Annotated in this window: 25 protein-coding genes; 20 read left to right on the plus strand and 5 right to left on the minus strand. The window is 36.7% G+C overall.

Annotation, left to right across the window (positions count from 1 at the left end):
• Window positions 1-6: 6 nt before the first annotated feature.
• The 3 genes from CIG1485E_RS01670 to surE are packed head-to-tail and all read right to left on the minus strand — an operon-like array spanning window position 7 to window position 2,294.
• Window positions 7-891, minus strand: coding sequence for a nuclease-related domain-containing protein (locus tag CIG1485E_RS01670; RefSeq protein WP_038453022.1), 885 nt, complete (start codon window positions 889-891; stop codon window positions 7-9).
• On the minus strand, window positions 884-1,525 hold the full coding sequence (locus CIG1485E_RS01675; RefSeq protein WP_038453024.1) for a tRNA threonylcarbamoyladenosine dehydratase: 642 nt from the start codon (window positions 1,523-1,525) through the stop codon (window positions 884-886). The genes CIG1485E_RS01670 and CIG1485E_RS01675 overlap by 8 nt, the downstream gene beginning before the upstream one ends.
• The gene (surE, locus tag CIG1485E_RS01680; protein ID WP_038453026.1) at window positions 1,515-2,294 is read right to left on the minus strand and encodes a 5'/3'-nucleotidase SurE; all 780 of its coding nucleotides are present in this window, start codon (window positions 2,292-2,294) and stop codon (window positions 1,515-1,517) included. The genes CIG1485E_RS01675 and surE overlap by 11 nt, the downstream gene beginning before the upstream one ends.
• 80 nt (window positions 2,295-2,374) lie before the next feature.
• Between surE and lpxB the strand changes: the two genes are divergently transcribed.
• The 20 genes from lpxB (at window position 2,375) to flhB (ending at window position 20,756) form a co-directional block, all read left to right on the plus strand.
• Window positions 2,375-3,400, plus strand: a complete 1,026-nt coding sequence (gene lpxB, locus CIG1485E_RS01685) for a lipid-A-disaccharide synthase (RefSeq protein WP_038453028.1) — start codon at window positions 2,375-2,377, stop codon at window positions 3,398-3,400.
• A gap of 47 nt (window positions 3,401-3,447) precedes the next feature.
• Window positions 3,448-3,933: a transcription elongation factor GreA gene (gene greA / locus CIG1485E_RS01690; protein ID WP_038453030.1), complete on the plus strand. Its 486-nt coding sequence runs from the start codon at window positions 3,448-3,450 to the stop codon at window positions 3,931-3,933.
• A 6-nt stretch (window positions 3,934-3,939) separates the two neighbouring features.
• Window positions 3,940-4,722, plus strand: coding sequence for a DNA methyltransferase (locus CIG1485E_RS01695; protein ID WP_038453032.1), 783 nt, complete (start codon window positions 3,940-3,942; stop codon window positions 4,720-4,722).
• The gene (locus CIG1485E_RS01700) at window positions 4,722-5,405 is read left to right on the plus strand and encodes a restriction endonuclease NlaIII (protein WP_038453034.1); all 684 of its coding nucleotides are present in this window, start codon (window positions 4,722-4,724) and stop codon (window positions 5,403-5,405) included. The genes CIG1485E_RS01695 and CIG1485E_RS01700 overlap by 1 nt, the downstream gene beginning before the upstream one ends.
• Window positions 5,402-6,397, plus strand: a complete 996-nt coding sequence (locus tag CIG1485E_RS01705) for a DNA adenine methylase (RefSeq protein WP_038453036.1) — start codon at window positions 5,402-5,404, stop codon at window positions 6,395-6,397. Before CIG1485E_RS01700 ends, CIG1485E_RS01705 begins: the two co-directional genes overlap by 4 nt.
• A gap of 12 nt (window positions 6,398-6,409) precedes the next feature.
• A complete protein-coding gene (gene argC / locus CIG1485E_RS01710; RefSeq protein ID WP_038453038.1) occupies window positions 6,410-7,426 on the plus strand; it encodes an N-acetyl-gamma-glutamyl-phosphate reductase in 1,017 nt (338 codons plus the stop codon).
• Window positions 7,423-8,145, plus strand: a complete 723-nt coding sequence (locus CIG1485E_RS01715) for a UDP-2,3-diacylglucosamine diphosphatase (RefSeq protein WP_038453040.1) — start codon at window positions 7,423-7,425, stop codon at window positions 8,143-8,145. Before argC ends, CIG1485E_RS01715 begins: the two co-directional genes overlap by 4 nt.
• Complete coding sequence (locus CIG1485E_RS01720) at window positions 8,138-9,097, plus strand: chemotaxis protein (protein ID WP_038453042.1); 960 nt, start codon at window positions 8,138-8,140, stop codon at window positions 9,095-9,097. Before CIG1485E_RS01715 ends, CIG1485E_RS01720 begins: the two co-directional genes overlap by 8 nt.
• A gap of 3 nt (window positions 9,098-9,100) precedes the next feature.
• A complete protein-coding gene (locus CIG1485E_RS01725; RefSeq protein ID WP_038453044.1) occupies window positions 9,101-11,419 on the plus strand; it encodes a hybrid sensor histidine kinase/response regulator in 2,319 nt (772 codons plus the stop codon).
• A gap of 9 nt (window positions 11,420-11,428) precedes the next feature.
• Window positions 11,429-11,926 carry a chemotaxis protein CheW gene (locus CIG1485E_RS01730; RefSeq protein ID WP_038453046.1) on the plus strand — a complete coding sequence of 166 codons (498 nt, stop codon included), beginning with the start codon at window positions 11,429-11,431 and terminating at the stop codon, window positions 11,924-11,926.
• 8 nt (window positions 11,927-11,934) lie between these two features.
• Entirely contained in the window at window positions 11,935-12,558 is a 624-nt protein-coding gene (gene serB / locus CIG1485E_RS01735) for a phosphoserine phosphatase SerB (RefSeq protein WP_038453048.1), read from the plus strand.
• 8 nt (window positions 12,559-12,566) lie between these two features.
• Window positions 12,567-13,565 carry a transaldolase gene (locus tag CIG1485E_RS01740; RefSeq protein WP_038453050.1) on the plus strand — a complete coding sequence of 333 codons (999 nt, stop codon included), beginning with the start codon at window positions 12,567-12,569 and terminating at the stop codon, window positions 13,563-13,565.
• Window positions 13,562-14,743: a type IV pilus twitching motility protein PilT gene (locus CIG1485E_RS01745; protein WP_038453053.1), complete on the plus strand. Its 1,182-nt coding sequence runs from the start codon at window positions 13,562-13,564 to the stop codon at window positions 14,741-14,743. Before CIG1485E_RS01740 ends, CIG1485E_RS01745 begins: the two co-directional genes overlap by 4 nt.
• Window positions 14,744-14,801: 58 nt before the next feature.
• Window positions 14,802-15,338, plus strand: a complete 537-nt coding sequence (locus CIG1485E_RS01750; protein ID WP_038453055.1) for a 50S ribosomal protein L25/general stress protein Ctc — start codon at window positions 14,802-14,804, stop codon at window positions 15,336-15,338.
• Complete coding sequence (gene pth / locus CIG1485E_RS01755; protein WP_038453056.1) at window positions 15,338-15,886, plus strand: aminoacyl-tRNA hydrolase; 549 nt, start codon at window positions 15,338-15,340, stop codon at window positions 15,884-15,886. Before CIG1485E_RS01750 ends, pth begins: the two co-directional genes overlap by 1 nt.
• 69 nt (window positions 15,887-15,955) lie before the next feature.
• On the plus strand, window positions 15,956-17,089 hold the full coding sequence (gene nspC / locus CIG1485E_RS01760; RefSeq protein WP_038453059.1) for a carboxynorspermidine decarboxylase: 1,134 nt from the start codon (window positions 15,956-15,958) through the stop codon (window positions 17,087-17,089).
• Between the two features lie 77 nt (window positions 17,090-17,166).
• Complete coding sequence (gene yedF, locus CIG1485E_RS01765) at window positions 17,167-17,760, plus strand: sulfurtransferase-like selenium metabolism protein YedF (RefSeq protein WP_038453061.1); 594 nt, start codon at window positions 17,167-17,169, stop codon at window positions 17,758-17,760.
• Window positions 17,741-18,772 (plus strand): selenide, water dikinase SelD, encoded by a 1,032-nt coding sequence (selD, locus tag CIG1485E_RS01770; protein WP_081867120.1) that lies wholly within the window; start codon window positions 17,741-17,743, stop codon window positions 18,770-18,772. Before yedF ends, selD begins: the two co-directional genes overlap by 20 nt.
• Window positions 18,773-19,051: 279 nt before the next feature.
• Window positions 19,052-19,672, plus strand: coding sequence for an NAD(P)H-dependent oxidoreductase (locus CIG1485E_RS01775; RefSeq protein ID WP_038453064.1), 621 nt, complete (start codon window positions 19,052-19,054; stop codon window positions 19,670-19,672).
• Window positions 19,673-19,682: 10 nt separating this feature from the next.
• On the plus strand, window positions 19,683-20,756 hold the full coding sequence (gene flhB / locus CIG1485E_RS01780; protein ID WP_038453066.1) for a flagellar biosynthesis protein FlhB: 1,074 nt from the start codon (window positions 19,683-19,685) through the stop codon (window positions 20,754-20,756).
• On the opposite strand, the gene nhaA is transcribed toward flhB, so the two are convergent.
• Both nhaA and uvrA read right to left on the minus strand, forming a co-directional pair.
• Window positions 20,748-21,923: a Na+/H+ antiporter NhaA gene (gene nhaA, locus CIG1485E_RS01785; RefSeq protein ID WP_038453068.1), complete on the minus strand. Its 1,176-nt coding sequence runs from the start codon at window positions 21,921-21,923 to the stop codon at window positions 20,748-20,750. The genes flhB and nhaA overlap by 9 nt on opposite strands.
• 126 nt (window positions 21,924-22,049) lie before the next feature.
• Complete coding sequence (gene uvrA, locus CIG1485E_RS01790) at window positions 22,050-24,881, minus strand: excinuclease ABC subunit UvrA (RefSeq protein ID WP_038453071.1); 2,832 nt, start codon at window positions 24,879-24,881, stop codon at window positions 22,050-22,052.
• Window positions 24,882-24,910 lie beyond the last annotated feature (29 nt).

Below are 24,910 nucleotides of genomic sequence, written 5' to 3' on the forward strand. Positions count from 1 at the left end.
GGTTTGCTACTCTATATCGTCTTTGATAATTTTTTCTATCAAGCCAAATTTAACCAGCTTTATGCCACGATTTCCAGCTTGCAAGAATCCTACGCTATCAGTTGGTTTGATTTTGAAAATCTTTGATTTGATCTGAATTTTTTTGCGTTTGCCAAATAGTGAGTTTAAAAAGCTTATAGGCTTGTTTCTGCTCCATTTTAGGCTTAAATTTGCTCTAAAATGCTTTGGAAGTCTTGTTTTTTTGCCATTTATTTCAAAGTACCTTATACTGCCAGTTAGCACTGCTCCGCCATAAAGATAAAGCCTTGACCACACAGTAAGCGAGCTTAGAAGTTCTATGAGTTTTGGGTCGTTTTTTCTTGGTTTTTTAAACTTAAAATACCGTTTTTTGGTTGAAATTTGTTGCAAAAATTCGCCGCTTTTTTTGATATAGTACTCATCTTTGAAATTTTTGGCAAATTTAAGACTTTTACTCATAAAAACAACTTGCGGAAATATCTCATATCCACTTAAATCAAAGCCCTCTTTTCGCAAGAAATTTACAAAAAACGTTGTATTTCTAAGCAGTTTTAAAAGCGGATTTGCGTGGTTTATGGTTTTATTTTTATTTGTTTGTATCCACTCTTTTTTGGCGTTTTGACTTACGCTTCCAGACCAGTTTTTTATCTCTACTAAGTAGATTTTTTTGTAATGCACGATGATGAAATCTATCTCGTGAAGCCCAGCGTTGCCGTCTTTTATGCGTTTGTTTTTAAAAACTGCTAAGCCATCAATCTTGCTTAAATTTGCTCCAAATTCATTTTCGCCATCATTCCCAGCTATGTCGCTAAGCTCTGGAAGATTTGTTGTTGGGTTTGCAAGTAGCTTAAAATTTTGCCAAAATTTAGTCATTTAACATCTTTTTTATAGCAAAACTTGCTAAGCTTAGTCCAAAACTCGCAGTCACACCGATGAAGCTTCCAAGCTCTTTACACCTTGGCTCTTCAGTAGAAAAAACGACTTTATAGTCTTTATTAAAGCCCGATTTTTTGAGCTCGTAGCGGATTTTTTTGGCAAATTTATCGTTTGTGGTTTTCCAGATGCTTGCGATTTTGATCTGAGTTGGGTCGATTCTTTTTGCGCCACCCATTGAGCTTATGAGCTTTTTGTGGCATTTAATGGCTAGAGCTATTTTGGCTGGGACATCGTCGATACAGTCGATAACCATATCAAATTTATCAAAATCAAACTCATCAATAATCTCTTTTGTGAGCCTTAAATTTAGCGTTTGCACGCCAGGATAAAGTCTAGCAAATACTTCAGTTTTTAGCTCGCCGACAAACTGGCTACCGATCTGGCGATTTTGATTTGTGATATCAAAGCTATCGCAATCAATTAGCGTCAAATTTACAACCCCACTTCTATATAAGGCGTCGATGCACGCTCCTCCCACGCCCCCACAGCCACAAATCAGCACTTTTGCATTTTGAAGTTTTTCAAATTTATCCCCAAAAAGCCACCTTGAGCGAGTAAATCTATCGTCCATTATTCCAGCCTTTTAGCATCTCCAAGCTCTCATGAGAGGTCATATCAAGCTTGATTGGAGTGAGTGAGGCATATCCATTAAATGTAGCGTCCAAATCGCACTCTTTATCATTTTCTTTGAGATAATGTATATTTGGAGTGCCTAGCCAGTAATATTCTAGCCCTCTTGGATTTCTATGAAGCTCAGCATTTGTGTTATATGACTGATGACCTGCTGGGACTATTTTTAGCCCTTTGTACTCATTTTTTGGAACTGCTGGAATGTTTAAATTTAAAAACTCTCTGCCTTTTAGCGGAAAACCATTTTTAAATATATTTTTTATCACATCGACACTAATCTCACAGGCTAGATCAAAGCCATATTTATCTATGCTATCGTTTTTATATAAAAGCGATATTGCCATAGACGCCACGCCTTGTAAAGTGCCTTCCATAGCCCCACCACAAGTGCCCGAATACGTGATATCTTCGCCTAAATTTGCGCCATGATTTATACCGCTTATTATAAGATCTGGTTTTTTGTGTTTATACATCGTTTCAAGCGCAAGATATATACAATCACTTGGAGTGGCGTCATCAAGCTTGAAAAATCCGTCATCAAGCTGGATAAATCTAAGTGGGCGAGTTAGCGTGATAGAGTGCGCGCAAGCTGATTTTTCAGTGCTTGGAGCGACTACGGTTACTTTTGCAATGCCTTTTAAAGCATTTCTCAAAGCTCTAATTCCTAAAGCTTCAAAACCGTCATCATTTGTTATTAAAATTTCTTTCAAAATTAACCTTTTTTAGCTTCAATTTTACATAAACTTTGTAAATTTTTGGCTATAATGATAAGAAAAACGGATAAATTTATATGAAAATATTAGTTTCTTGTCTTGAGCCATCAGCAAATTTGCATTTTAAAGAGGTTTTAAAACACCTTGAAAATGCCGAAATTTGCGGGATTTTTGATAGTAAGCTTGGAGAGCCACTTTATGATAGTAAAGAGTTTAGTGCGATGGGATTTGTGGAGATTTTGCCACTGATTTTAAAGGCAAAAAGAGCCTTAAAACAGATGGTAGAGCTAGCTAAAACCTGTGATAAAGTCTTGCTAGTAGATAGTCCAGCCTTTAATCTTCCTCTAGCAAAAGCGATCAAAGAAGCTGGGCTAAAATGCGTGGTGACCTACTATATTTTGCCGCAAGTTTGGGCGTGGAAAAAGGGTCGCGTGGCAAAGGTCGAGAAATACTGCGATAATCTAGCTTCTATTTTGCCATTTGATAGCCAGTTTTACACTAAAAGCCAGTATGTTGGCCATCCTTTGCTTGATGAAATTTTAGTGCAAAAGCAAAATGCCGCCAGTAGCGACGTGGTGGCGTTTTTGCCAGGATCAAGAAGATCAGAAATCACAAGGCTAATGCTAGTTTATAAAGAAGTGGCTGCAAATTTGAGCGCTAAAAAACTGCTCGTCATTCCGCCCCATCTAAAGGATAAAATCGCTGAATATTATGGTGATGTAATGGAGTTTGAGCTGTGTTTTGATACACACGCAGCACTTGAGAGAAGTGAGTTTGCTTTTGTTTGTTCTGGGACTGCTACACTTGAAGCAGCACTTATCGGAACGCCGTTTGCGTTGTGTTATAAAGCTAAAGCCATAGATATTTTTATAGCAAAACTGCTTGTGCATTTAAAACACGTTGGGCTTGCAAATATTATGTTTGATTTCATGCAAAAACCGCCTCTAAACGCTGAATTTATCCAAGAGCAAGTAACCCCGCAAAATCTCTTAAACGAATACAAAAACTGCGATAGGGCTAAGTTTTTGCTGGCTTGCAAAGAGCTTAGAAACTACCTAAAAAATGGAAGTTCAAAAAACGTCGCTGATATGCTTTTAAGATAAATTAGGGTAAAATCATGGCAAAAATTTGGTGTAATTAGGAGAAAACAGTGACTGAACCAATGACACTTTATGGTTATGAAAAAATAACCTCTGAACTTAAAGATTTAAAACTAGTACAAAGACCTGCTATTGTCGAAGAGATCGATATAGCAAGAAGCCATGGCGACCTCAAAGAAAACGCAGAATATCATGCCGCAAGAGAGAAACAAGCCTTCATAGAAAACCGTATAGCTGAGCTAAGCGACATTGTGAGCCGCGCTAAAGTCGTAGATCCTAGCGAGTATGAGCATGACAAGGTCAAATTTGGCTCAACTGTGACTATAATGGACGTCGAAACCGAGCTAGAGACCACTTATACGATAGTAGGAATCAGTGAAAGCAACCTTGAAAAAGGACTAATAAGCATAAATACTCCACTTTCAAAACAACTTATCGGCAAAAAAGAGGGCGATGATGTGGTTTTAACTTTGCCAAATGGCAGAAGTGAGATCGAAGTGGTAAGCGTAAGCTATAAGCCGATTAAATTTAATTGATGTAAAATGAAATTTAATGATTTGGATTTAAAAAATTGGAAAGATACGGATATTTGCGTTGATAGTTTGCAAATTTATCCAAACAGGGACAAAAGTGGAAAGCATAAAAATATTTATCACGGCAACTTTATTCCACAAATTCCAAATCAATTAATTCGTCGTTATACTAAGTCTGGTGAGTGTGTTTTTGAGCCATTTATGGGAAGTGGAACTACTCTTTTTGAATGCGAAAATTTAAATAGAAAATATATGGGTTTTGATATAAATCAAAATATAATAAATTATGTTAAAAGCTCCATGCAATCTTCTAAATTTAGCGATTATTTCATAGCCAAATGCAATTCAATGGATTTAGATAGTGTAAATCAAAATTTTATTTCACAGGATATAAATAGCGTTCAGTTTGTTTTAATGCACCCACCATATATGGATATAGTTAAATTTACAGACGATCAAAATGATCTATCCCAATGTAGCGATATAAATGAATTTATGGCTAAATTTAAGATAGTTTGTGTTAATTCATTAAAATTTCTTGATAAAAATCGCTATTTTGCAGTTGTGATAGGTGATGTTTATAAAAATAGTGAAGTTCTTCCACTTGGTTTTTATTGTATGGATATGATAAAGCAAAATTTCAAGGTCAAGTTAAAAGGTATAGTCGTAAAAAATATCGAAGGAAATCGTGGTAAATTAGGAAGTGGTGGAATTTGGACTTATAGGGCTTTAAATAGTGATTATTATATATTCAAGCATGAATATATTTTAGTATTCAAAAAGGAATTTTAATGAAAAAAAAACTAACAAAAATGGAGCTTTTTTTAAAGCTTGCAAATCCAGATAAAAATGGCGTAAGTCGCTGGGTGTATGTGAGCGAGTTTAAGGATGAATACGAAAATTTAAAGTTTGGCAATGGTGGTAGTTGGTGTAGGGCTAATAGCAGTTTGGCTAAAAAATATAAAATTGAATTTGATAAAAGTAAAAGCAGTGGTAATTCAATTGATGCAATACGCTTAATTGGCTTTAATAATGATAAAATTTTTAATCAAAATATTCGTACTGATATAAAGGACTTTTACAAAAGCAAAAATTGCGTGATGTTAGGTGTGTGTGGAAATTCTGAAAATACAAAAATAGAAATTGATCATAAGGACGGCAGAAAAATAGATGATAGAATTTCAGATACCAAAACGCAAAAATTAGAAGATTTTCAACCACTTTGCAAGGCTGCAAACGACATAAAACGCCAAATTTGTAAAAAATGCAAAGAAACAAATATTAGGTGGAGTGCCAAAAATATTTTAGGTAATCCGTATGATTTTTATCTCGGCGATGAAAAATATAGTGATAAATTTGGCTGTGTCGGTTGCTATCAATATGATCCTGTGAAATACCGTAAAGAGTGCGTTAAGAAAATCTCTCAAGAAGTATCACAAAATATAATGGAAAAGCTTTATGGAGATGAGAATTGAACTACATAGGCTCCAAATTTAAGCTTTCATCTTGGATAAAAGATGAGATCACAAAAGTAGTTGGTAGAAATCTAAAAGATAAGATTTTGTGCGATATATTTGCTGGGACTGGGATTATTGCAAGGACTTTTAAAAAGGATGTTAAAAAGGTTATTTGCAACGATTTGGAGTATTACAGCTACGTCTTAAATCGCAATTACATACAAAATCATCAAAGCAAAGATATGGCATTTGATCTAATAGATGAATTAAATAATTTAGAGTCTAAAAAAGGATTTATTTATCAAAATTATTGTCTTGGAAGTGGCAGTGGGCGTTGGTATTTTAGCGATGAGAATGGTGCCAAAATAGATGCTATTAGATCAAAATTAGAGCTACTAAAAAAATCAAATAAAATCTCAGATAATGTATATTATTTTTTACTTGCGTCACTGCTAGAAAGTGCTGATAAGGTGGCAAATACGGCTTCTGTTTATGGTGCATTTTTAAAAAATATTAAAAAATCAGCCCAACAAAAATTAGTTTTAAAACCTGCAAATTTTGAGACAAATAGCAACGAACATCTTGTATTTCAATCAAATGCAAATGAATTAATCACTCAAATTTCAGGAGATATTTTGTATCTAGACCCACCATATAATGCTCGTCAATATGGAGCAAATTATCATTTATTAAATACAATTGCGATTTATGATGAGTTTGTTCCACGTGGAAAAACTGGACTTAGAGAGTATGAAAAATCAAAATACTGCTCCAAACAGTTCGTAAAAACTGAGTTTGAGAACTTAATAAAAAATGCTAAATTTAAATATATATTTTTAAGTTACAATGACGAGGGTTTGATGAAAAGTGATGAAATAAAAGAAATCATGTCCTTATATGGTAAATATTCATTAAAACAAAAAGAGTATCAAAGATATAAAGCAGATAATAGCAGAATAAATAAAGCAGATAAAACAATAGAATATCTGCATATATTAGTAAAAAATTAATTAGGAAAAATCATGAAAATACCAGTTGGAATAGTCGGCATAAGCGGTTATACTGGACTTGAACTTGTAAAACTGCTTTTAAATCATCCACATTTTGAGCTAAGTTATGCTGGTGCGACGAGCCAAAATGAGCTAAAAGATATATTTCCTAGCCTTGCTGGAGTTATAAATCTTAAAGTCGAAGTAGCTGACGTGAGTGAGATAAAAAAGCGTTGTAATCTTGTCTTTTTGGCTTTGCCACACACTGAGGGCATGAAAATAGTAAAAGAGCTAAAAGGCTCAAATATAAAAATAGTAGATCTCTCAGCTGATTACCGCGTGAGCTTGGAAAATTATGAGAAAAACTACTGCCCACACCTTGATCCTGAAGGCATAAAATCAGCAGTTTACGGGCTAATTGAGATAAACAGAAATAAAATAATGGGTGCAAGCTTAGTAGCAAATCCAGGCTGCTATCCGACTTGTTCGCTTCTAGCACTTTTGCCTTTTGCCAGTATGCTTGAGAGTAAATTTGGCGTGATGATAGATGCAAAAAGTGGTCTAAGTGGGGCTGGAAAAAGCCTAAAAGCAAGCAGTCATTTTGTAAGCGTAAATGAAAATATGAACGCCTATAGTCCACTCACTCATCGCCACAGTGATGAGATCAAAGAGCATCTAAATTTAAATAGTGATGCGAATTTAGACGTGATGTTTGTGCCTCATCTCATCCCTCTTACTCGTGGAATGCTAGTGAGTGCTTACGCTGTTTTAAAGGGCGAGTTTAAGGATATCCAGCCACTTGAGATTTTGCGTGAGTTTTACAAAGATGAGCCATTTATCAGGATAAGAAACGAAGCTGTAAGTATCAAAAACGTCGCTGGAACGCACTTTTGCGATATTTATGCCATAAATAAAAATGGCAAACTATGGATAAATGGGGGCATAGATAACGTGCTAAGAGGCGCTTCAAGTCAAGCAGTGGCAAACGCAAATTTGATGTTTGGTTTTGATGAAAAACTAGCCTTGCCGATGCTTTCAAGTCAGATATGAAAGAGATAAAAGCTGGTGCGATATTTATCGCTGATGCTCATGATAACGCAAACAAAAAGGGCTTTTTGAACTTCTTAAAAGCCCTAGAAAACGGCACTATTGCTATGCCGCCGCAGCTTTTTGTGATGGGAGATATGTTTGATTATCTCTCCATTACGGCTTATTCTCAGGAGTTTTATAAAGAGCATATAAAGCTTTTAAACTCACTTGGCAAGCGTACTCAAATTTATTATTTTGAGGGCAATCACGACTTTAATCTAGCCCAAATTTTCCCAAATTTAGAGGTATTTGACATCTATCATCAGCCTCAAATTTTCACTACTAAATTTGGAGAAAAAATCAGCCTAGCGCATGGTGATATATTTTTAAAACCACTTGATACGCTCTTTTTACGACTTCTTAGAAGTAGGGCTTTTTTGTTGATTATGGATAAAATTGATAGGGCTTTTAGCTACAAAATCACAAAAAATATACTAAAAAAACAAGCAAATAAAAGGCTAGATTACAAAATAATTGATTTTGAGTTTGTCATCGGGGCTAAAATCCACAACTACCAAACACCAAAAATCATCGAAGGACACTATCATCAAGGCGTAAATTTGGCTTTTGACAAGCAAATTTATATAAATCTTCCTTGTTTTGCGTCTGAGCAAAGGTATTTTGTAGTAGAATACACCAATGAAATGAAATTTCAAATCTTAAGGAGCCCAAATGTTTGATGATAATATTCTTAAAACGGGTTCGAATGAGATGGAACTTGTTGATTTTCGTATATTAAAGCAAGGCAAAGACAAGGTATATGAGGGCATATACGGGGTCAATGTCGCTAAGGTCAAAGAAATCATCAAAATGCCAAATCTTACCGAACTTCCGGGAGTGCCAGACTACATAGAAGGCATATTTGACCTTCGTGGCGTGGTTATTCCTGTTATCAATTTAGCTAGATGGATGAATATTGATGAGCCAAAAGATTGTATCTTAAAACCACGCGTTATAATAGCCGAATTTAGTGATATATTTATAGGATTTATAGTCCATGAAGCAAAAAGAATTCGCCGTATAAACTGGAAAGATATCGAACCAGCCAACTTCACTGGTGGTGGAAGTGGAACTCTTGACAAATCAAAAATCACAGGAGTTACAAGGATAGAAAATGATGAAGTTTTGCTTATCTTGGATCTTGAAAGCATAGTCGAAGAGCTTGGAATTTACCAACCAAAAATCGAAATGGAAGTTGATGAGATGAAGCAACTTAGCGGTGTGGCTTTGGTGCTTGATGATAGCCTTACAGCTAGACGCCTAGTCGGTGATGCGCTAACCAAAATCGGTCTAAGGGTAGTTGAAGCAAAAGACGGCTCAGAGGGCTTAGAGAAGATGAATGACTTGTACGCTCTTTATAAAGATGATTTAGATCAAAACTTAAGAGTCATCATAAGTGATATCGAGATGCCACAAATGGACGGTTTCCACTTTGCTGCTAGCCTTAAAGAAGATAAGAGATTTGCAAATATTCCTATTATCTTTAACTCTTCACTTAGTAATGAATTTAGCGAACTTCACGGCAAAGAAGCTGGCGCTGATGGATATTTGACTAAATTTAACGCTACACAGCTTTATAAAGAAGTTACTAGAGTGGTAGATGATCATAAAAAATATTTGGATAAGAGGTGATTTATGGACGATATGCAAGAAATACTTGAAGACTTTTTAGTTGAGGCCTTTGAGCTTATTGAACAGATTGATCACGATCTTGTAGAGCTTGAAGCAAACCCAGAAGATTTGGAACTTTTAAATAGGATTTTCCGTGTCGCTCACACAGTCAAAGGAAGCTCATCATTTTTAAATTTTGATATCTTAACAAAACTTACTCACCACATGGAAGATGTCTTAAATAAAGCTCGTCATGGCGATCTAAAAATCACTCCAGATGTAATGGATGTAGTTTTAGAGTCAGTCGATATGATGAAAGCACTTTTAAATGCGATAAGAGACAATGGTAGCGATACAAGTGCAGGTATCGATATAACTGATATTTGCGCTAGACTTTCAGCTATTAATGACGGCGAAGAAGTTGCAGTCCCTGAGCCAAAAGTAGAAGAAAAGGTAGAAGAGCTAGCTAATGAAGAGACACCTGCAGAAGAAGAAAATCAAGATGTAGATGTAAATAGCCTAAGTGAGTCAGAAGTAGAAGCTGAGATAGAAAGACTTTTAAAGGTTAGAAAAGCAGAAGATAAAGCTAGAAAAGAGCATAAAAAATCAGAACCTAGCGAAGAAAAGCCAAAACCAACTCCGACCCCAAAACCAGAGCCAAAACCAGCTGCCCCAAGTGAGCCAAAAGTTGGAGCAGTAGCACAAAGCGGTGGCTCAGCAATGGAGCAAACCATACGCGTCGAGGTCAAAAGACTTGATAATCTTATGAATTTAATCGGTGAGCTTGTTCTTGGCAAAAATAGACTTCTTAAAATTTACGATGATGTCGAAGAGAGATATGAGGGAGAAAAATTCCTTGAGGAGCTAAATCAAGTTGTTTCAAGTCTAAGCTTGGTTACTACTGATATTCAACTAGCTGTTATGAAAACAAGAATGCTTCCAATAGCAAAAGTCTTTAATAAATTCCCAAGAATGGTGCGTGATCTAAGCCGTGAGCTTGGCAAACAAATCGATCTTGAAATCAGCGGTGAAGAGACTGAGCTTGATAAATCTATCGTAGAAGAGATCGGCGATCCACTAGTTCACATCATCAGAAATTCATGCGATCATGGTGTTGAAGATCCAAAAGATAGAGCTCTAAACGGCAAAGCAGAAAAAGGCCTTATCCAGCTAAAAGCGTACAACGAGGGAAATCATATAGTCATCGAAATCGTTGATGATGGTAAAGGAATTGACGCAGTCGCAGTAAAAGCAAAAGCTGTAGAGCGTGGTATCATCACAGAAAGAGAAGCTGACAATATGAGCGACAAAGAAGCTTACGCGCTTATCTTTAAGCCTGGATTTTCTCTAGCCAAACAAGTCACAAATGTAAGTGGTCGTGGCGTTGGAATGGACGTTGTCAAAACAAATATAGAAAAACTAAATGGTATCATTGACATAGATAGCGAGCTTGGCAAAGGTACTGTTATGAAGTTAAAGATTCCTTTAACTCTAGCTATTATCCAATCCCTTCTAGTCGGAGCTCAAGAGGAATTTTATGCTATTCCATTAGCAAGCGTTAAAGAGACAGTAAGAGTTCCTATAGAAGATATTTACACTATAGAAGGCAAAAATGTTCTTAGACTAAGAGATGAAGTCTTAAGCCTTGTAAGACTTAGCGATTTATTTGGTGTCAAGCAAGTATTTGAAAGTGGAGATCAAACTTACGTCGTTGTCATCAACGTTGCTGAGAGCAAGCTTGGTATAATAGTTGATAATCTAATAGGTCAAGAAGAGATCGTTATCAAATCTTTGGGTAATTACTTGCAAAATATCCGCGGTATCGCAGGTGGCACCATAAGAGGCGATGGCAAAGTAACTCTTATTGTCGATGTGGGAATGATTATGGATATGGCAAAAGATATCAAGATAGATATAAGAGCTAGCATAGAATCAAACGCAAAAGCCGCAGTAAAAGAAAAACCAAGCGATTATAAGGTACTTATAGTTGATGATTCAAAAATGGATAGAACTATAATGCAAAAATCCCTTGAGCCAATAGGCGTAACCGTGCTTGAAGCTACAAATGGCGTTGAAGCTCTAAATTTAATAAAATCAGGCGAGCATTCACTTGATGCGATACTTATAGATATCGAAATGCCAAGAATGGATGGCTATACTTTAGCTGGCGAGATCAGGAAATATTCTAAATATAGAAACTTGCCGCTTATCGCAGTTACAAGTAGAACAAGCAAGAGCGACCGTTTAAGGGGCGTTGAAGTGGGAATGACAGAGTATATCACTAAGCCATACTCTTCAGAATACCTTGAAAACGTTGTTAGAAAAAATATTAAGCTAATGTAAGGACGTAAAATGAACGATAAATTAGGTCAAGTTTTACAAAAACAGAAGCAACAAATTGTAGAGCCAACTTCTAGAGATAGCGAAGAAGTAGAACAACTTGTTGGCTTTATAGTCGGTGAAGAGGAATTTGCGATTCCTATTTTATATATCAAAGAGATTATAAAACCTATAGAATACACCAGAGTTCCAAGCGTTCCTGAGTATGTTCTTGGCGTGTTTAATCTAAGAGGAAGTGTAATTCCACTTATTGATTTGAGGGTTAAATTTAATTTAAATCCGTCTAAAATGACAGCAAATACACGCTATATAGTTATGAAAGACGATGACAATATCGCAGGCTTTGTTATTGATAGGTTAACTGAGGCTATTAGAATAAACAAAAACCGTATCGATCAGCCACCTGAAACTTTAGCAAAAGATAAAGGTATGATTCAAGGTATCGGCAAAAGAGATAATAATATCTTAACTATTTTAAAAGTCGAAGCGCTTTTAAAACGTGATTTTTAAGGTATCAAATGATAAAACTATGCGTATTTGATTTTGATTCTACACTTATGGATGGTGAGACTATCACTATCCTTTCAAAAGCACTTGGCAAAGATAAAGAAGTCTCAGAAATAACAAAAAGAGCTATGGCTGGGGAGCTAGATTTTTACGAAAGTTTGGTAAAAAGAGTTAGGTTAATAGAAGGTTTGCCGCTAAGCGATGCAATGGAAGTTGCTAGAAATTTGACCTTTATAGAGGGCGCAAAAGACATCATAACCTATCTAAAAGCAAAAGGCATAAAAACCGTAGTTTTTAGTGGTGGCTTTCATATAGCAACCGACCCAGCCCAAGAAAAATTAGGCTATGATTTAAATTTCTCCAATGAACTTCATCATAAAAATGGAATTCTCACAGGTCATGTCGGTGGTGAGATGATGTTTGGCGATAGTAAGGGCAAGATGCTAGCCCGTCTTAAAAGCTTTTTAAATTTAAAAGATGAAGAGATAGCTTGTGTCGGGGATGGGGCAAATGATGTTTCTATGTTTAAAGAAGCTGGCACTGGCATAGCTTTTTGTGCGAATGAAATTCTCAAAAAAGCAGCAACTCACATAATCGACACAAAAGATTTAAGAGAGATAAAACAAATTTTATAAGGTTTATGATGTATAACGAAACAATCAAATTTTCGCTTTGGTGCGATTTTTTAGAAAGAGATTTTATAAATAGTGAATTTATAGATTTGATAAAAAACAAAACCATAAACGGAGCCACAAGCAACCCTGCGATTTTCAAATCTGCTATTTGCGAATCTATGGCTTATAGCGCTATGAAAGAGGATTACAAAAAGAAAAGCCCAAAAGATCTTTATGAAATTTTGGCGACATCTGATATAAAAGTAGCCGCAAACAAGCTTCTTGCAAACTATGCAAATGGCGATGATGGATTTGTGAGCTTAGAAGTTGATCCAAATTTATACGATGATAGCGAAGGAACTTATAAAGAGGGCAAAAAGTTATTTAACGCCATAAAAATGCCAAACGTGATGATAAAAGTTCCAGCCACAAAAGACGGCTATAGCGCTATGAAAGAGCTAATCAAAAAAGGCGTCAGTGTAAATGCGACACTTATTTTTTCAGTTGATCAAGCCAAAGAATGCCTTGATGCGTTTGAAGAAGGAAGCAAAGCTTTTGCAAAAAGATGGCCAAACTCACCGCTTCCAAAAGGCGTTATAAGCATATTTGTAAGCCGTTTTGATAGACTTCTTGATAACGATCTTAAAGCTGCTGGCATAGAGGCTGGAAAATACGGCATATATAACGCAACTAAAGCTTATAAGCTTATAGAAGAGCGTGGTTTAAGCAACGTTAGAGCTCTTTTTGCTAGCACTGGAGTTAAGGGCGATGAGCTAGAGCCTGATTATTATATAAAAGAGCTTTTATATCCAAACTCCATAAATACAGCGCCACTTAGCACTATAAAAGAGTTTATAAAGACTAGTCATGAGCCAAAAGAGATTCCAAGTGATAGTTCTATAAGTGAATTTTTCAACTCTTGTAAAAATGCCGGCATAGACTATGATGAGGTTTGCCAAAAGCTGCTTGATGATGGATTAGACGCATTTTGCAAAGCATTTGATGAAATACTAAAAAGTCTTCAATGATAGATTATACAGTTGATGTAGATAAGCTGGATTTTAAGCTAAGAGATGAGCTAAATACTTATCTCTTGGAGCTTATAAGCTCAAATGGCAGCGACTTGCATGTCAAGACTGGTGGTATGATAAGAAAACGCGTTAAAGGCGAGATCGTGCCAGTTGATAACAAAAGAACCCTTAATCAAACTGAGGGCATAACTCTTGCTAAAGAGTTACTTCGTGGTAGATTTGTCGAACTAGTCGAGAAAAAAAGTGTTGATTTTACTTATAAACTCAATGAAGATTATAGATTTCGTGTCAATATATTTTTTCAAATGGAGGGCGTGAGTGCTGTTTTTAGAACTATTCCAGCTAAGCTTCCTACATTTAAAGAGCTAAATTTACCTAGTAGTATAGAAGAAATTTGTAAAAATACTCATAGAGGTATTATCTTAGTCACTGGCCCAACAGGAAGTGGTAAAACAACAACCCTAGCTAGCATGATAAATTACATAAATGGGCACAGAAAATCTCACATCATCACTATAGAAGATCCTATAGAATACGTCTATAAAGACGAAAACTGTATCATCAACCAAAGGAGCATAGGACAAGATGCGCCAACTTTCGCATCTGCTCTTAGATCAGCTCTTCGTGAAGATCCTGATATTATTTTGCTTGGGGAAATGAGAGATTTGGAGACTATCGAAACTGCCTTGCACGCTGCTGAGACTGGGCACTTAGTCTTATCTACGCTTCACACAGTTGATGCTGCAGATACTATTAGTAGGATTATAGGAATGTTTCCAGGCAAAGAGCAAAACAGAATCAAAACAACGCTATCTTCAGTACTTCAAGGAGTCATTAGCCAAAGACTTTGTAAGAGGGCTGATGGAAATGGAAGATGCGCTGCGATCGAAATCATGCTTGCGACACCAAGAATTAGAAATATGATTAGCGAGGGCAGAGATGATGAAATTTACGAAGCTGTAAATGATGCTGCTGGAAATAGCGGAATGCAGACATTTGATAAGCACATCTTAAAACTATATTCAGATCATATAATAGACAAAGATGAAGCACTAAACAAAGCTTCAAGAAGAAATGATCTAGAACTCAAAATAAAAGCCGTTGATATGGGTAATTTATCTCCTAAAGAATACAATATAAAAGATGATATAATCGCCCTTAAAGATATAGGCTAAGCTTAAATTTAAAAAATTTTAGATATAATCCGAACTTATTTTATTCAAAAGGAATACAATGTTAGAAGGTATCGTTAGAGAGAGTATGGATAAGAGAAGTACAAAAGCTCTTAGGAAAGATGGTTATCTAATCGCTAACATTTACGCAAAAGGTGTTGAAAATATCAACGCTGCATTCAAAGTAAATGATTTCATCAAAGCTGTAAAAGGCAAAAGCGATTTGAAATTCCCAGTTAGTGTAGCTGGTAAAACTTATGATGTAGTTGTTGTTGATTATCAAAAACACCCAGTAACAAGTGCTTTAAAACACGTTGATCTTAAAGTTGTTCTTGATGATGTAGAGTCAAAATACATGGTTCCAGTTAAACCATTTGGTACTCCAGTTGGTCTAAAAAACAAAGGTATTTTGTTACAATCTAAAAAACGTCTAACAGTAAAATGTACTGGTAAAAATCTACCAAATAGCTTTGATGTAGATGTAAGTGGTCTTGATGTAGATCATACTTTACTTGTTCGTGATATCAAAGTTCCAGAAGGCGTAAAAATCGTCGAAGCTGGACGCGTTGCAGTTGTAGGCGTAATCAAAGCAAAATAATGACTTTATTAGTAGGACTTGGCAATCCTGGCAAAGAGTATGAAAATACTCGCCATAATGTCGGTTTTATGCTTGCTGATTTACTTTTGCAAGATGGTGGATTTAACAATGTCAGTTCTACTAAATTTCAAGGCGAGCTTTTTAAAAAAGGCTCCCTTCTTATACTCAAACCAACCACTTTTATGAACTTAAGTGGTAACTCCTTAAAAGCAGTAAATGACTTCTATAAACCAGATCATATAATCGTAGTTCATGATGACTTAGATCTTAAACTTGGCGCTGTTAGATTTAAAAATGGCGGTAGCAGTGGTGGACACAATGGTATCAAATCCATCGATAGCCTTATAGGAAACGACTATGACCGCATAAGAATTGGCATAGGAAGATCAGGAAATGGTGTCATAAGCTATGTTCTTGGTGAGTTTAACCAAGAAGAAAATCAAAAACTCCAAGAAGTACTAGAACACTCCAAAAAAGCCGCCCTAGAGCTTATAAAATCTGGCGATATAACAGAAATTTCTTCAAAATTCACACTCAAAGCCAATTAATAATTTTTCTATATTTTTTATTTTGATTAAATTTAGTATAATCAAAAAATATTTTAATAAAGAGATTTCATGAAATTAAATGATATAAAAACACCAGCTTATGTGTGCGAAGAAGCCAAACTAAAAAGCAATCTTGAGCTTTTGTCTTACGTCGCAGAGCGAAGTGGGGCAAATGTGCTTTGCGCTTTAAAGGGCTTTGCATTTAGTCTTGGTATGCCTATGGTCGCAAGTGCCTTACATGGGGCGACTTGTAGTGGTCTGCACGAAGCAAAATACGCAAAAGAGCATGGATTTAAGAGCGTTCATACATACTGTCCAGCCTTTAGCAATGATGATATAGATGAGGTTTTAACCCTTAGCGATCACGTTGTATTTAATAGCTTCAACCAGTGGGATAAATTTAAACAAAAAGCCATAAATAGCGGCAAAAGCATAGGTTTAAGAGTAAATCCGCAGTTTTCACAAAGTCCAACTGATATGTATAATCCTTGCGCGAAATACTCACGTCTTGGTATCACTAGAGCTAATTTTGATGCTTCAAATTTAGACGGTATAGATGGACTTCATTTTCACGCACTTTGCGAAGAGAGTGCTTATAGTTTGGAGCTTGTTTTAGCTGAGTTTGAGGCTAAATTTGGTGAGTTTATACCAAAGATGAAATGGGTAAATTTCGGCGGCGGACATCATATCACAAAAGCTGGTTATGACGTGGAGCTTCTTATAAATTTGATTAAAAATTTCAGAGCCAAATACGGTGTAGAGGTCTTCATCGAGCCAGGCGAAGCTGTCGGTTGGGAGTGTGGATTTTTGGTTTGTAGCGTACTTGATATCGTAGATAATGAAGAAAAAACCTGCATTATAGACGCTTCTGCTGAGTGCCATATGCCAGATACTATTCTCATGCCTTATCGTCCAGCAATGCGTGGCGAGAGTAAAAATGGCAAATTTACTTACCGTTTTGGCGGGGCGACTTGTCTTGCTGGAGATATAGTAGGCAACGAAGCTGGCGAGCCATTTTATAAATTTAACCATGAGATAAAAATCGGCGATAGGGTGATTTTCGAAGATCAAATTCACTACACAATAGTCAAAAATACAACATTTAATGGTGTGAAACTTCCAAATTTGGCCATGATGAAAGAAAATGGAGAGATAACCCAGCTAAAAGAGTTTGGATACGAAGAATTCAGGCGTAGAAATTAATTTTATTTTTACAATAAAAACTTAACTTTATTGGATATAATTTTGAAGTTCAAGTTTTGAATATACAAAGGAGAAATATGCAAATCGATTGTAGAAATCTTGACTGTCCAAAACCAGTTATAAACACAAAAGAAGCCTTAAATTCACTAGAAATCGGCGAGAATTTGGAGATTTTGCTAAATAAAGCTGTCTCTTTAGAAAATGTACTTAAATTTATAAAATCAAATAATCTAAAACCAACTTTAATAACAAATGATGGTGAGTTTATAGTAAATGTCGTAAAAACTAGCGAACTAACCGACCACGACGCTTCAAAATATGGTTGTGAAATCGTTAAGAAAAAAGTTGTATTTTTAAAAGATGACAAGGTCGGTTCAGAGCCGATTGGCAATGGGCTTTTGGCTAAGTTTTTAGGCTCGATTGCCTCTGTTGAGCCAGTGTCTCGCCCAAGCTATATAATATGTGTGAATGACGCTGTTTTGATGACTACAAATAGAGCTCATCCAAGCTATGCGGCGCTTAAAGAGCTTGAGATGATGGGCGTGAAAATACTAAGTTGTGGAAGTTGTTTAGAAGCTCTTGGTATAGTCGATAGGCTCGGTATCGGCGAGGCAAGTAACGCTTTTGAAATCATAAATTTACTTTTAAATAATGAAACAGTTTGTTTATAATGACAAAAAGCTAACTAAATTTATCAAAGCATCTGGTTGCGCAGCTAAACTAGACCCGTCGGGTCTAACACAAAGTATAGCTGAGATTTTGGAGCCAAATGCAAAGATTCTATCATCTTTAAATAGCAATGAAGATGCTGGAGTATTGATGCTTAGTAGCGATCTTGCTTTGGTTCAGACTTTGGATTTTATCACTCCAGTAGTCGATGATCCGTTTTTGTTTGGGCAAATCGCTGCTGCAAACTCACTTAGCGACGTTTTTGCTATGGGCGCAAACGCCTTGAGTGCTATGAATATCGTGGGGTTTGATAAGTGCAACTTTAGCCAGGAGATACTTCACGAGATAATGGCTGGCGGAAAGAGCAAAATCAAAGAGTGTGGTGCTATTTTAGTCGGTGGCCACAGTATAGAAACAAAAGAAAATATTTATGGTTTAAGCGTCACTGGAAGCGTTCATCCAGACAAATTTTGGTCAAATAACACAGCAAAAGTCGGTGACTTACTCATCCTTACTAAGCCTCTTGGAAGCGGAGTGATGTCTACGGCTATAAAGGGCGATATGGCTAGCTTAAGCCAGATTAAAGAAGCAGTAAGCATAATGAGCCAGCTAAACTTTTACGCTATAAAAGCGTGCGATGGACTAGAGATAAATGCTGCTACTGATGTGACTGGATTTGGATTTTTGGGGCATTTGAGCGAAATGCTAAATGAAAGGGTAAGCTTTGAAATTTACGAAAATGTCGTTCCAGTACTAAAAAGCGCAAAAGATTTAGCTAGTCAAGGGATTATTCCTGAGGGTAGCTACAAAAATGCACATTTTACAAAAAATCTATGCAACAAAGAAGCTAATATCTTGTTAAGTGATGCCCAGACAAGTGGAGGGCTTATACTTAGCGTCCCAGATAAGGACGCTTATAAGGTTTTGGCAAATTTGAAAAATGCTGGATATGAAAGAGCTGAAATAATCGGCACGGTTAAAAGCAAAGGTGAATTTGGTATAAATTTAGTCTAAATTTGTGGAGCTTTGCCGTTGCGCAACTGTAAATAGAAGCTCTACTGCGAAGTTAAAAATAGGAGCTAAATGGTTGCGAAGCAACGGACTTTAGTGTTTGGTTCTTTAGCCATAGTTTTACTATGGCGTTAAAAGAACATAAAATATTATGGGTTACCCTACGTCAGTAGGGACTTTCTCAAAGAGAGTGCAAAGCACAAGAGTTTGGTCAAGCTTTTTTAAAGCTTGTCGTAAAGTGGGGCTTGGCTCCACTGCGAAATTAAAAATAGGACATAAAATATGGAATTTAAAGAAGCATTAACGTTTCGTCACGCTTGTAAAGTTTTTGACGAAAACAAAAAAATTAGTAAAGATGAATTTGGCGAAATTTTAGAAGCTGGTAGACTTGCTCCATCAGCTATGAATATGCAAAACTGGGAGTTTGAAATCATAAAAGATAAAGAGCTGCTATCAAAAGTCAAAAAGGCTTGTTGGGATCAGATCCAAATCACAAGTGCGTCCGAACTCATGGTAATTTACGCTAAAATTTCGGAGCTAAAAAATGATGAATATATCAAAAAAATCGTCGCTTTAAAATGCAAAAGCAAAGAGGATCAAGAAGCTTATTTTAACAAAGTCAAAGCATTTATCAAAAATAATGTCGGTGATAGTGATGAGCAGATTTATGGCTGGAGCAGAGCGCAATGCTACTTAGCGGTGCAAAATATGATGATGCAAGCAGCTGTTTTAGGTATAGATAGCTGTCCTTTGGAGGGCTTCGTGGAGAGTGAGCTAAACAAAGTTTTAGAGATAAATCCAAAAGAAAAAAGAGTGGCAATTCTTCTTGCTTTTGGCTATAAAATCAAACCAACAACGCCTAAATTTAGACTAAATTTAGATGAAATCGTAAAATACAGATAAGTAGATAAGTTTGGCAGACGATCAAGAAAAAACCGAAGAAGCCACCAGTAAAAAGCTAGAAGACGCTAGAAAAAAAGGCAACGTTCCCAAATCCCAAGATATGGCAGGATTTGTGACGCTTCTAGTTGGCATTGTGGCGCTTGTCTTTTTGCTCTCTTTTATGGGTAGCAAGGTAGTAAATTTATATATTTATTATCATCAAATAATAGGGCAAGAGCTGACAAGGGAGCTGTTTTTCAAAATCACTTTGCATACTATGCTTCAGGTTTTGCTTATTATTATGCCACTTGCCGTTTGCATTATGATAGCTGGAGTCATAGCAAACGTTATGCAGTTTGGTTTTTTGTTTAGCACAGAGCCACTAAGCCCAAAATTTGAAAAAATCAATCCTATTAAGGGCATTGCAAATTTATTCTCACTCAAAAAACTCATAGAATCAGTAAAAATAGTTTTAAAAGTCGGTGCTGTTTTTGGTGTGGCGTTTTATTTTTTCTTGCAGTTTGTCAAAGAGCTTCCGCACACTGTGTTTTTTTCTATGTTTTCTCAACTTTTGTGGCTTAAAGAAAAGATGTTAATACTTGCTGGAGTTATGCTTTTACTCTTTTTACTTATTGCAGTTGCCGATCTTTTTATCGTGCGTTTTCAGTATTTCAAAAACCTAAGAATGAGTAAACAAGAGGTCAAAGATGAGTATAAACAAATGGAAGGAGATCCAAGAGTAAAGGGTCGTATCAGACAAGTCCAGATGCAAACTGCTAGAAAAAGAATGATGCAAAATGTAGGCTCAGCCGATGTCGTCATCACAAACCCGACCCACTACGCAGTGGCTTTGCGCTACGATAAAGAAAAAGAAAAAGCCCCAGTCGTCCTAGCTAAAGGCGTCGATCACTTAGCACTTCGCATAAGGCAGATCGCCACAGAACACGGTATCCAAATAGTAGAAAATCCACCGCTTGCAAGGGAGCTTTATAGAGTTTGTGACGTCGATGACCAAATACCAGCAAATTTATTCCAAGCAGTGGCTGAAGTGCTAAGCTTTGTATATCTTGGCAATAAATCTAAATTTGCAAATCGGCTAAAGTAGGCTATCTTTACTAGCGCGTCTTAACACGATATATCCCAGCACAGCGCAGACCGTGCTAGCTACTAGTATGGCGATTTTGTTTGCATACAAAAACACATTGCTATCAGCGTAAGCTAGACCATCGACAAACAAGCTCATACTCATACCAACACCAGTTAGAATGCTTAGTCCATATAGATGTAGCCAGTTTGAGCTTTGTGGTAGGTCGGCGAGTTTTAGCTTGATCGCTAAATATGCGAAGCTAAAGACTCCGATTTGCTTACCTACAAATAATCCAAGCATAATGCCAAGTGGAACTGGATGAAATAAATTCATCAAAGCATCTTTGCTTAGCACCACTCCAGCATTTGAAAAGGCAAAAATAGGAAGTATCAAAAAGGCAACTATTGGGTGCAAAAAATGCATTATGGAGTTTAGCATTCCATGCTCACTATCGCCATATTCATCTTTTAAAGGTATAAACAAACTAGCGATAATCCCAGCCAAAGTGGCATGAACTCCGCTTTTTAACACAGCTACCCACAAAATGATGCCACAAGCAAGGTACAAAAGCTTGTTTTGGTTGTTTTTGTAGTTTAAAACTGCCAGTGCGATTATGGCAAATAGCGAAAGAATGAGAGAAAATATGCTAAGTTTGGTTGTGTAGAATATCGCTATAATCACGATCGCCGCGACGTCATCGATGATGGCAAGACTTAGTAAAAACAGCTTCAAACTTACTGGAATTTTGCTTCCAAGCAAAAACAAAATGGCTAGAGCAAATGCCGTGTCACTCACAGTAGGAATAGCCCAGCCATGGACATTGAAGTCGTTTGAGTGGTTTAGAGCGTAAAATATTAGAGCTGGAAATATAACCCCACCGATGCCAGCGATGGCTGGAAGTGCGACCTTTTTTATGGAGTTTAATTCGCCCTCTAAAAACTCATATTTTAGCTCAAGCCCAATCATGAAGAAAAATATAGCCATAAGTCCGTCATTTACCCAAAGTATTGTTGGTTTGACTATAGAAAAATTGCCAAATATCACGCCAGAATCAAGTCTTAGAATTTCAGTATAAAATCCGTTTAAAGCACCATTATTGGCTAGTATTAGAGCTAAAATCATCGAAAAAATGATGAGAATTCCGCTGGCTGATTCTTTTTGTAAAAATGCTTTTATGCTGTCCAAATTTGACCTTTTGATAATATTTGAGATTAAGATTGTAATATTTATGTAAGATTATAGTTTAAATTTGTAAATATAAATTTAAACTAATACATATAAGTAGTTATAAGAGAGAAAATCTCTCTTAAATCACTTCATCAGCCCCATTTGCTTTAGCTCATCAACTAAAAATTCGCCAGTAAATGAGCCTGTTTTTTTGTGTCCCTTTGCTACTTCTATAGGACTTCCTTTTGCCACTACTTTTCCACCGCCAGCTCCACCATTTGGCCCCATATCGATAAGATAATCGCAGTTTTTAATGACGTCTAGATTATGCTCGATTACGATGACTGAGTTGCCAAGCTCAACTAAGTGGTGCAAGACCTTTGTGAGTTTATCCACATCGGCAAAATGCAGACCAGTCGTCGGCTCATCAAGTACGTAAAGAGTGTTGCCAGTATCGCTTCTGCTAAGCTCTTTTGCTAGTTTGATACGTTGTGCTTCACCGCCACTAAGCGTGGTTGCTGGCTGGCCTAAAGTGACATAATCAAGCCCCACGTCAGCTATCGTCTTTAGCTTAGAGTAGATTTTTGGCACTGCTTTGAAAAACTCTAAAGCTTCTAAAACACTCATATTTAGCACTTCTGAGATGTTTTTGCCTTTGTATTCTATCTCTAGAGTTTGGGCGTTATATCTTGCACCCTTGCATATATCGCAAACCACGTTGATATCAGGCAAAAAGTGCATTTCGACTGTGATTTCGCCCTCGCCACTACACTTTTCACATCGCCCACCTTTGACATTGAAGCTAAATCTTCCTATTTTATAGCCCCTAAGTTTGGCTTCTTTGGTCGCTGCAAAAAGATTTCTTATCTCATCCATTACGCCTGTATAGGTGGCTGGATTGCTCCTTGGAGTACGTCCTATTGGGCTTTGATCTAGATAGATGACCTTGTCGAGTTGCTCTAAGCCTTCTATTTTAGCGTCTTTTACTTTTTGGACTTTTTTGGCTCTATTTAGCTCTTCGAGTGCGTTTGGAAGCAAGGTTTGAAGCACAAGCGAGCTTTTGCCACTTCCGCTAACTCCAGTGATACCTACTAGATTACGAAGTGGAAATTTAACACTCAAATTTGATATATTATTCAAATTTACATTACTTACGCTTATCCACTCTTTTTGTTTTCTAGCTTGGTAGTAGTTGATTGATTTTTCACCATTTATGTATAGGGCTGTCTGCGTGCTGCTATTTTTTAGCTCATTTGGAGTGCCGCTAAATACAACTTCACCGCCATTTATCCCAGCTCCTGGACCTATATCGACCACATAGTCAGCTGCTTCTATCGTCTTTTTATCGTGTTCGACGACTATGACTGTGTTGCCCTTTTCTTGCAAGCTTCTTAGGGTTTTGATGAGCTTGAGCGTATCTCTTTCATGAAGCCCAATACTTGGCTCATCAAGCACGTACATAACGCCACTTAGCCCACTTCCTATTTGGCTAGCGATACGGATTCTTTGAGCTTCACCACCGCTAATAGTCCTAGCATCACGCCCAAGACTAAGATAGCCAAGACCTACATCATATAAGAAAAATAGCCTTTCGTTTATCTCTTTTAGAATCGGAGTGGCGATGGCTCTGTTTTGCTCGCTAAGGTAGCTGAAATTTGCCTTATCGCTAAAAAATTTGGTGCAGTCTTCTATGCTCATACTTATAAGCTCGCCTATGGTTTTATTTGCTACTTGCACTGCTAAACTCTCGCTTTTTAGGCGTTTGCCCTTACATTCGCTGCACTCTTTTTCTGTCATATACTCACTAAAATCCTTATCATCTTTTAAAATTTCATAAGCGATTTTCATGACACCTTCAAAAGTCTTGCTTATCTTGTGTCTTTTCCACAAAAAATCAATATTTTTTGCATTTCCGTATAAAATCAGCCTTTTTTCTTCATCGCTTAGCTCTGAATAAGGCGTCTTGATACTTATGTCATTTTGTTCGCAAAACGCAAGGCTAAATTTATAAAAATAGCTTTTATTAAAGCCATACATTACTTTTATCGCACCTTGCTCGATTGATAGACTATCATCTATTATTTTGTTTAAGTCTAGGCTGAAGCGAATCCCAAGTCCATCGCAGCTTGGACAAGCGCCTTTTGGTGAGTTGAAGCTAAAGCTAAGGGGTTCAAGCTGTTCAAATGAGATTTTACAATCAAAACAAGCGCAATGCTCGCTGAAATGAATGTAGCTTTTTTCAAGCCCTAGCTCAGCAGCGTTGCTTATATCGATTTCGACCTCGCCATAGCTTTCGTGCAATGCTTTTTCCACGTCACTTGCGATGCGTGAGCTATTATCAGGATTTACTACAACTCTATCAATGACTACTTTTATCGTGTGCTTTTTGGTCTTGCTTAGCTCTATATCTTCATCAAGCCTTACCATTACGCCATCAATCATCGCTCTTATGTAGCCTTTATTCCTAAGGCTTTCTAAATTTGACTCAAAGCTACCTTTTTTCTCTCTGATAAGTGGGGCAAGTATAGTGATTTTTGCATCTTGTGGTAGATTTAAAATCTGCTCGATGATGTCGCTTGCACTCATTTTTGAGACTTCTTTTCCACATTTATGGCAGTGTTGGACGCCAACTCTAGCGTATAATAATCTAAGATAATCGTAAATTTCAGTTATTGTCCCGACAGTAGAGCGTGGGTTTTTACTAGTAGATTTTTGGTCTATGGCGATAGCTGGAGTAAGACCTTCTATGTGATCGACATCTGGCTTGCCAAATTTATCCAAAAATTGCCTTGCGTAGCTAGATAAACTCTCTATATAGCGTCTTTGCCCTTCAGCATAAAGCGTATCAAAAGCAAGCGTACTCTTGCCACTTCCACTAAGTCCAGTAAATACAACTAGCTTGTTTTTTGGTATTTCTAGACTGATATTTTTTAAGTTGTGCTCTTTGGCACCTGTTATTTTTATGGTATCGTTCATATTTTATCCGTTAAATTTAAAATCTGATA

The organism is Campylobacter iguaniorum, assembly GCF_000736415.1.
Taxonomy (GTDB): Bacteria; Campylobacterota; Campylobacteria; order Campylobacterales; family Campylobacteraceae; genus Campylobacter; species Campylobacter iguaniorum.

Bases quoted from the DNA above. Each gene is read 5' to 3' on its own strand.
- CIG1485E_RS01730 (WP_038453046.1), top strand. From the start codon at position 11,429: ATGAACGATAAATTAGGTCAAGTTTTACAAAAACAGAAGCAACAAATT.
- uvrA (WP_038453071.1), bottom strand. From the start codon at position 24,881: ATGAACGATACCATAAAAATAACAGGTGCCAAAGAGCACAACTTAAAA.
- CIG1485E_RS01675 (WP_038453024.1), bottom strand. From the start codon at position 1,525: ATGGACGATAGATTTACTCGCTCAAGGTGGCTTTTTGGGGATAAATTT.
- CIG1485E_RS01740 (WP_038453050.1), top strand. From the start codon at position 12,567: ATGTATAACGAAACAATCAAATTTTCGCTTTGGTGCGATTTTTTAGAA.
- serB (WP_038453048.1), top strand. From the start codon at position 11,935: ATGATAAAACTATGCGTATTTGATTTTGATTCTACACTTATGGATGGT.
- CIG1485E_RS01695 (WP_038453032.1), top strand. From the start codon at position 3,940: ATGAAATTTAATGATTTGGATTTAAAAAATTGGAAAGATACGGATATT.
- CIG1485E_RS01750 (WP_038453055.1), top strand. From the start codon at position 14,802: ATGTTAGAAGGTATCGTTAGAGAGAGTATGGATAAGAGAAGTACAAAA.
- CIG1485E_RS01670 (WP_038453022.1), bottom strand. From the start codon at position 891: ATGACTAAATTTTGGCAAAATTTTAAGCTACTTGCAAACCCAACAACA.
- CIG1485E_RS01715 (WP_038453040.1), top strand. From the start codon at position 7,423: ATGAAAGAGATAAAAGCTGGTGCGATATTTATCGCTGATGCTCATGAT.
- CIG1485E_RS01725 (WP_038453044.1), top strand. From the start codon at position 9,101: ATGGACGATATGCAAGAAATACTTGAAGACTTTTTAGTTGAGGCCTTT.
- argC (WP_038453038.1), top strand. From the start codon at position 6,410: ATGAAAATACCAGTTGGAATAGTCGGCATAAGCGGTTATACTGGACTT.
- pth (WP_038453056.1), top strand. From the start codon at position 15,338: ATGACTTTATTAGTAGGACTTGGCAATCCTGGCAAAGAGTATGAAAAT.
- CIG1485E_RS01720 (WP_038453042.1), top strand. From the start codon at position 8,138: ATGTTTGATGATAATATTCTTAAAACGGGTTCGAATGAGATGGAACTT.
- CIG1485E_RS01775 (WP_038453064.1), top strand. From the start codon at position 19,052: ATGGAATTTAAAGAAGCATTAACGTTTCGTCACGCTTGTAAAGTTTTT.
- yedF (WP_038453061.1), top strand. From the start codon at position 17,167: ATGCAAATCGATTGTAGAAATCTTGACTGTCCAAAACCAGTTATAAAC.
- selD (WP_081867120.1), top strand. From the start codon at position 17,741: ATGAAACAGTTTGTTTATAATGACAAAAAGCTAACTAAATTTATCAAA.
- CIG1485E_RS01700 (WP_038453034.1), top strand. From the start codon at position 4,722: ATGAAAAAAAAACTAACAAAAATGGAGCTTTTTTTAAAGCTTGCAAAT.
- nspC (WP_038453059.1), top strand. From the start codon at position 15,956: ATGAAATTAAATGATATAAAAACACCAGCTTATGTGTGCGAAGAAGCC.
- lpxB (WP_038453028.1), top strand. From the start codon at position 2,375: ATGAAAATATTAGTTTCTTGTCTTGAGCCATCAGCAAATTTGCATTTT.
- CIG1485E_RS01745 (WP_038453053.1), top strand. From the start codon at position 13,562: ATGATAGATTATACAGTTGATGTAGATAAGCTGGATTTTAAGCTAAGA.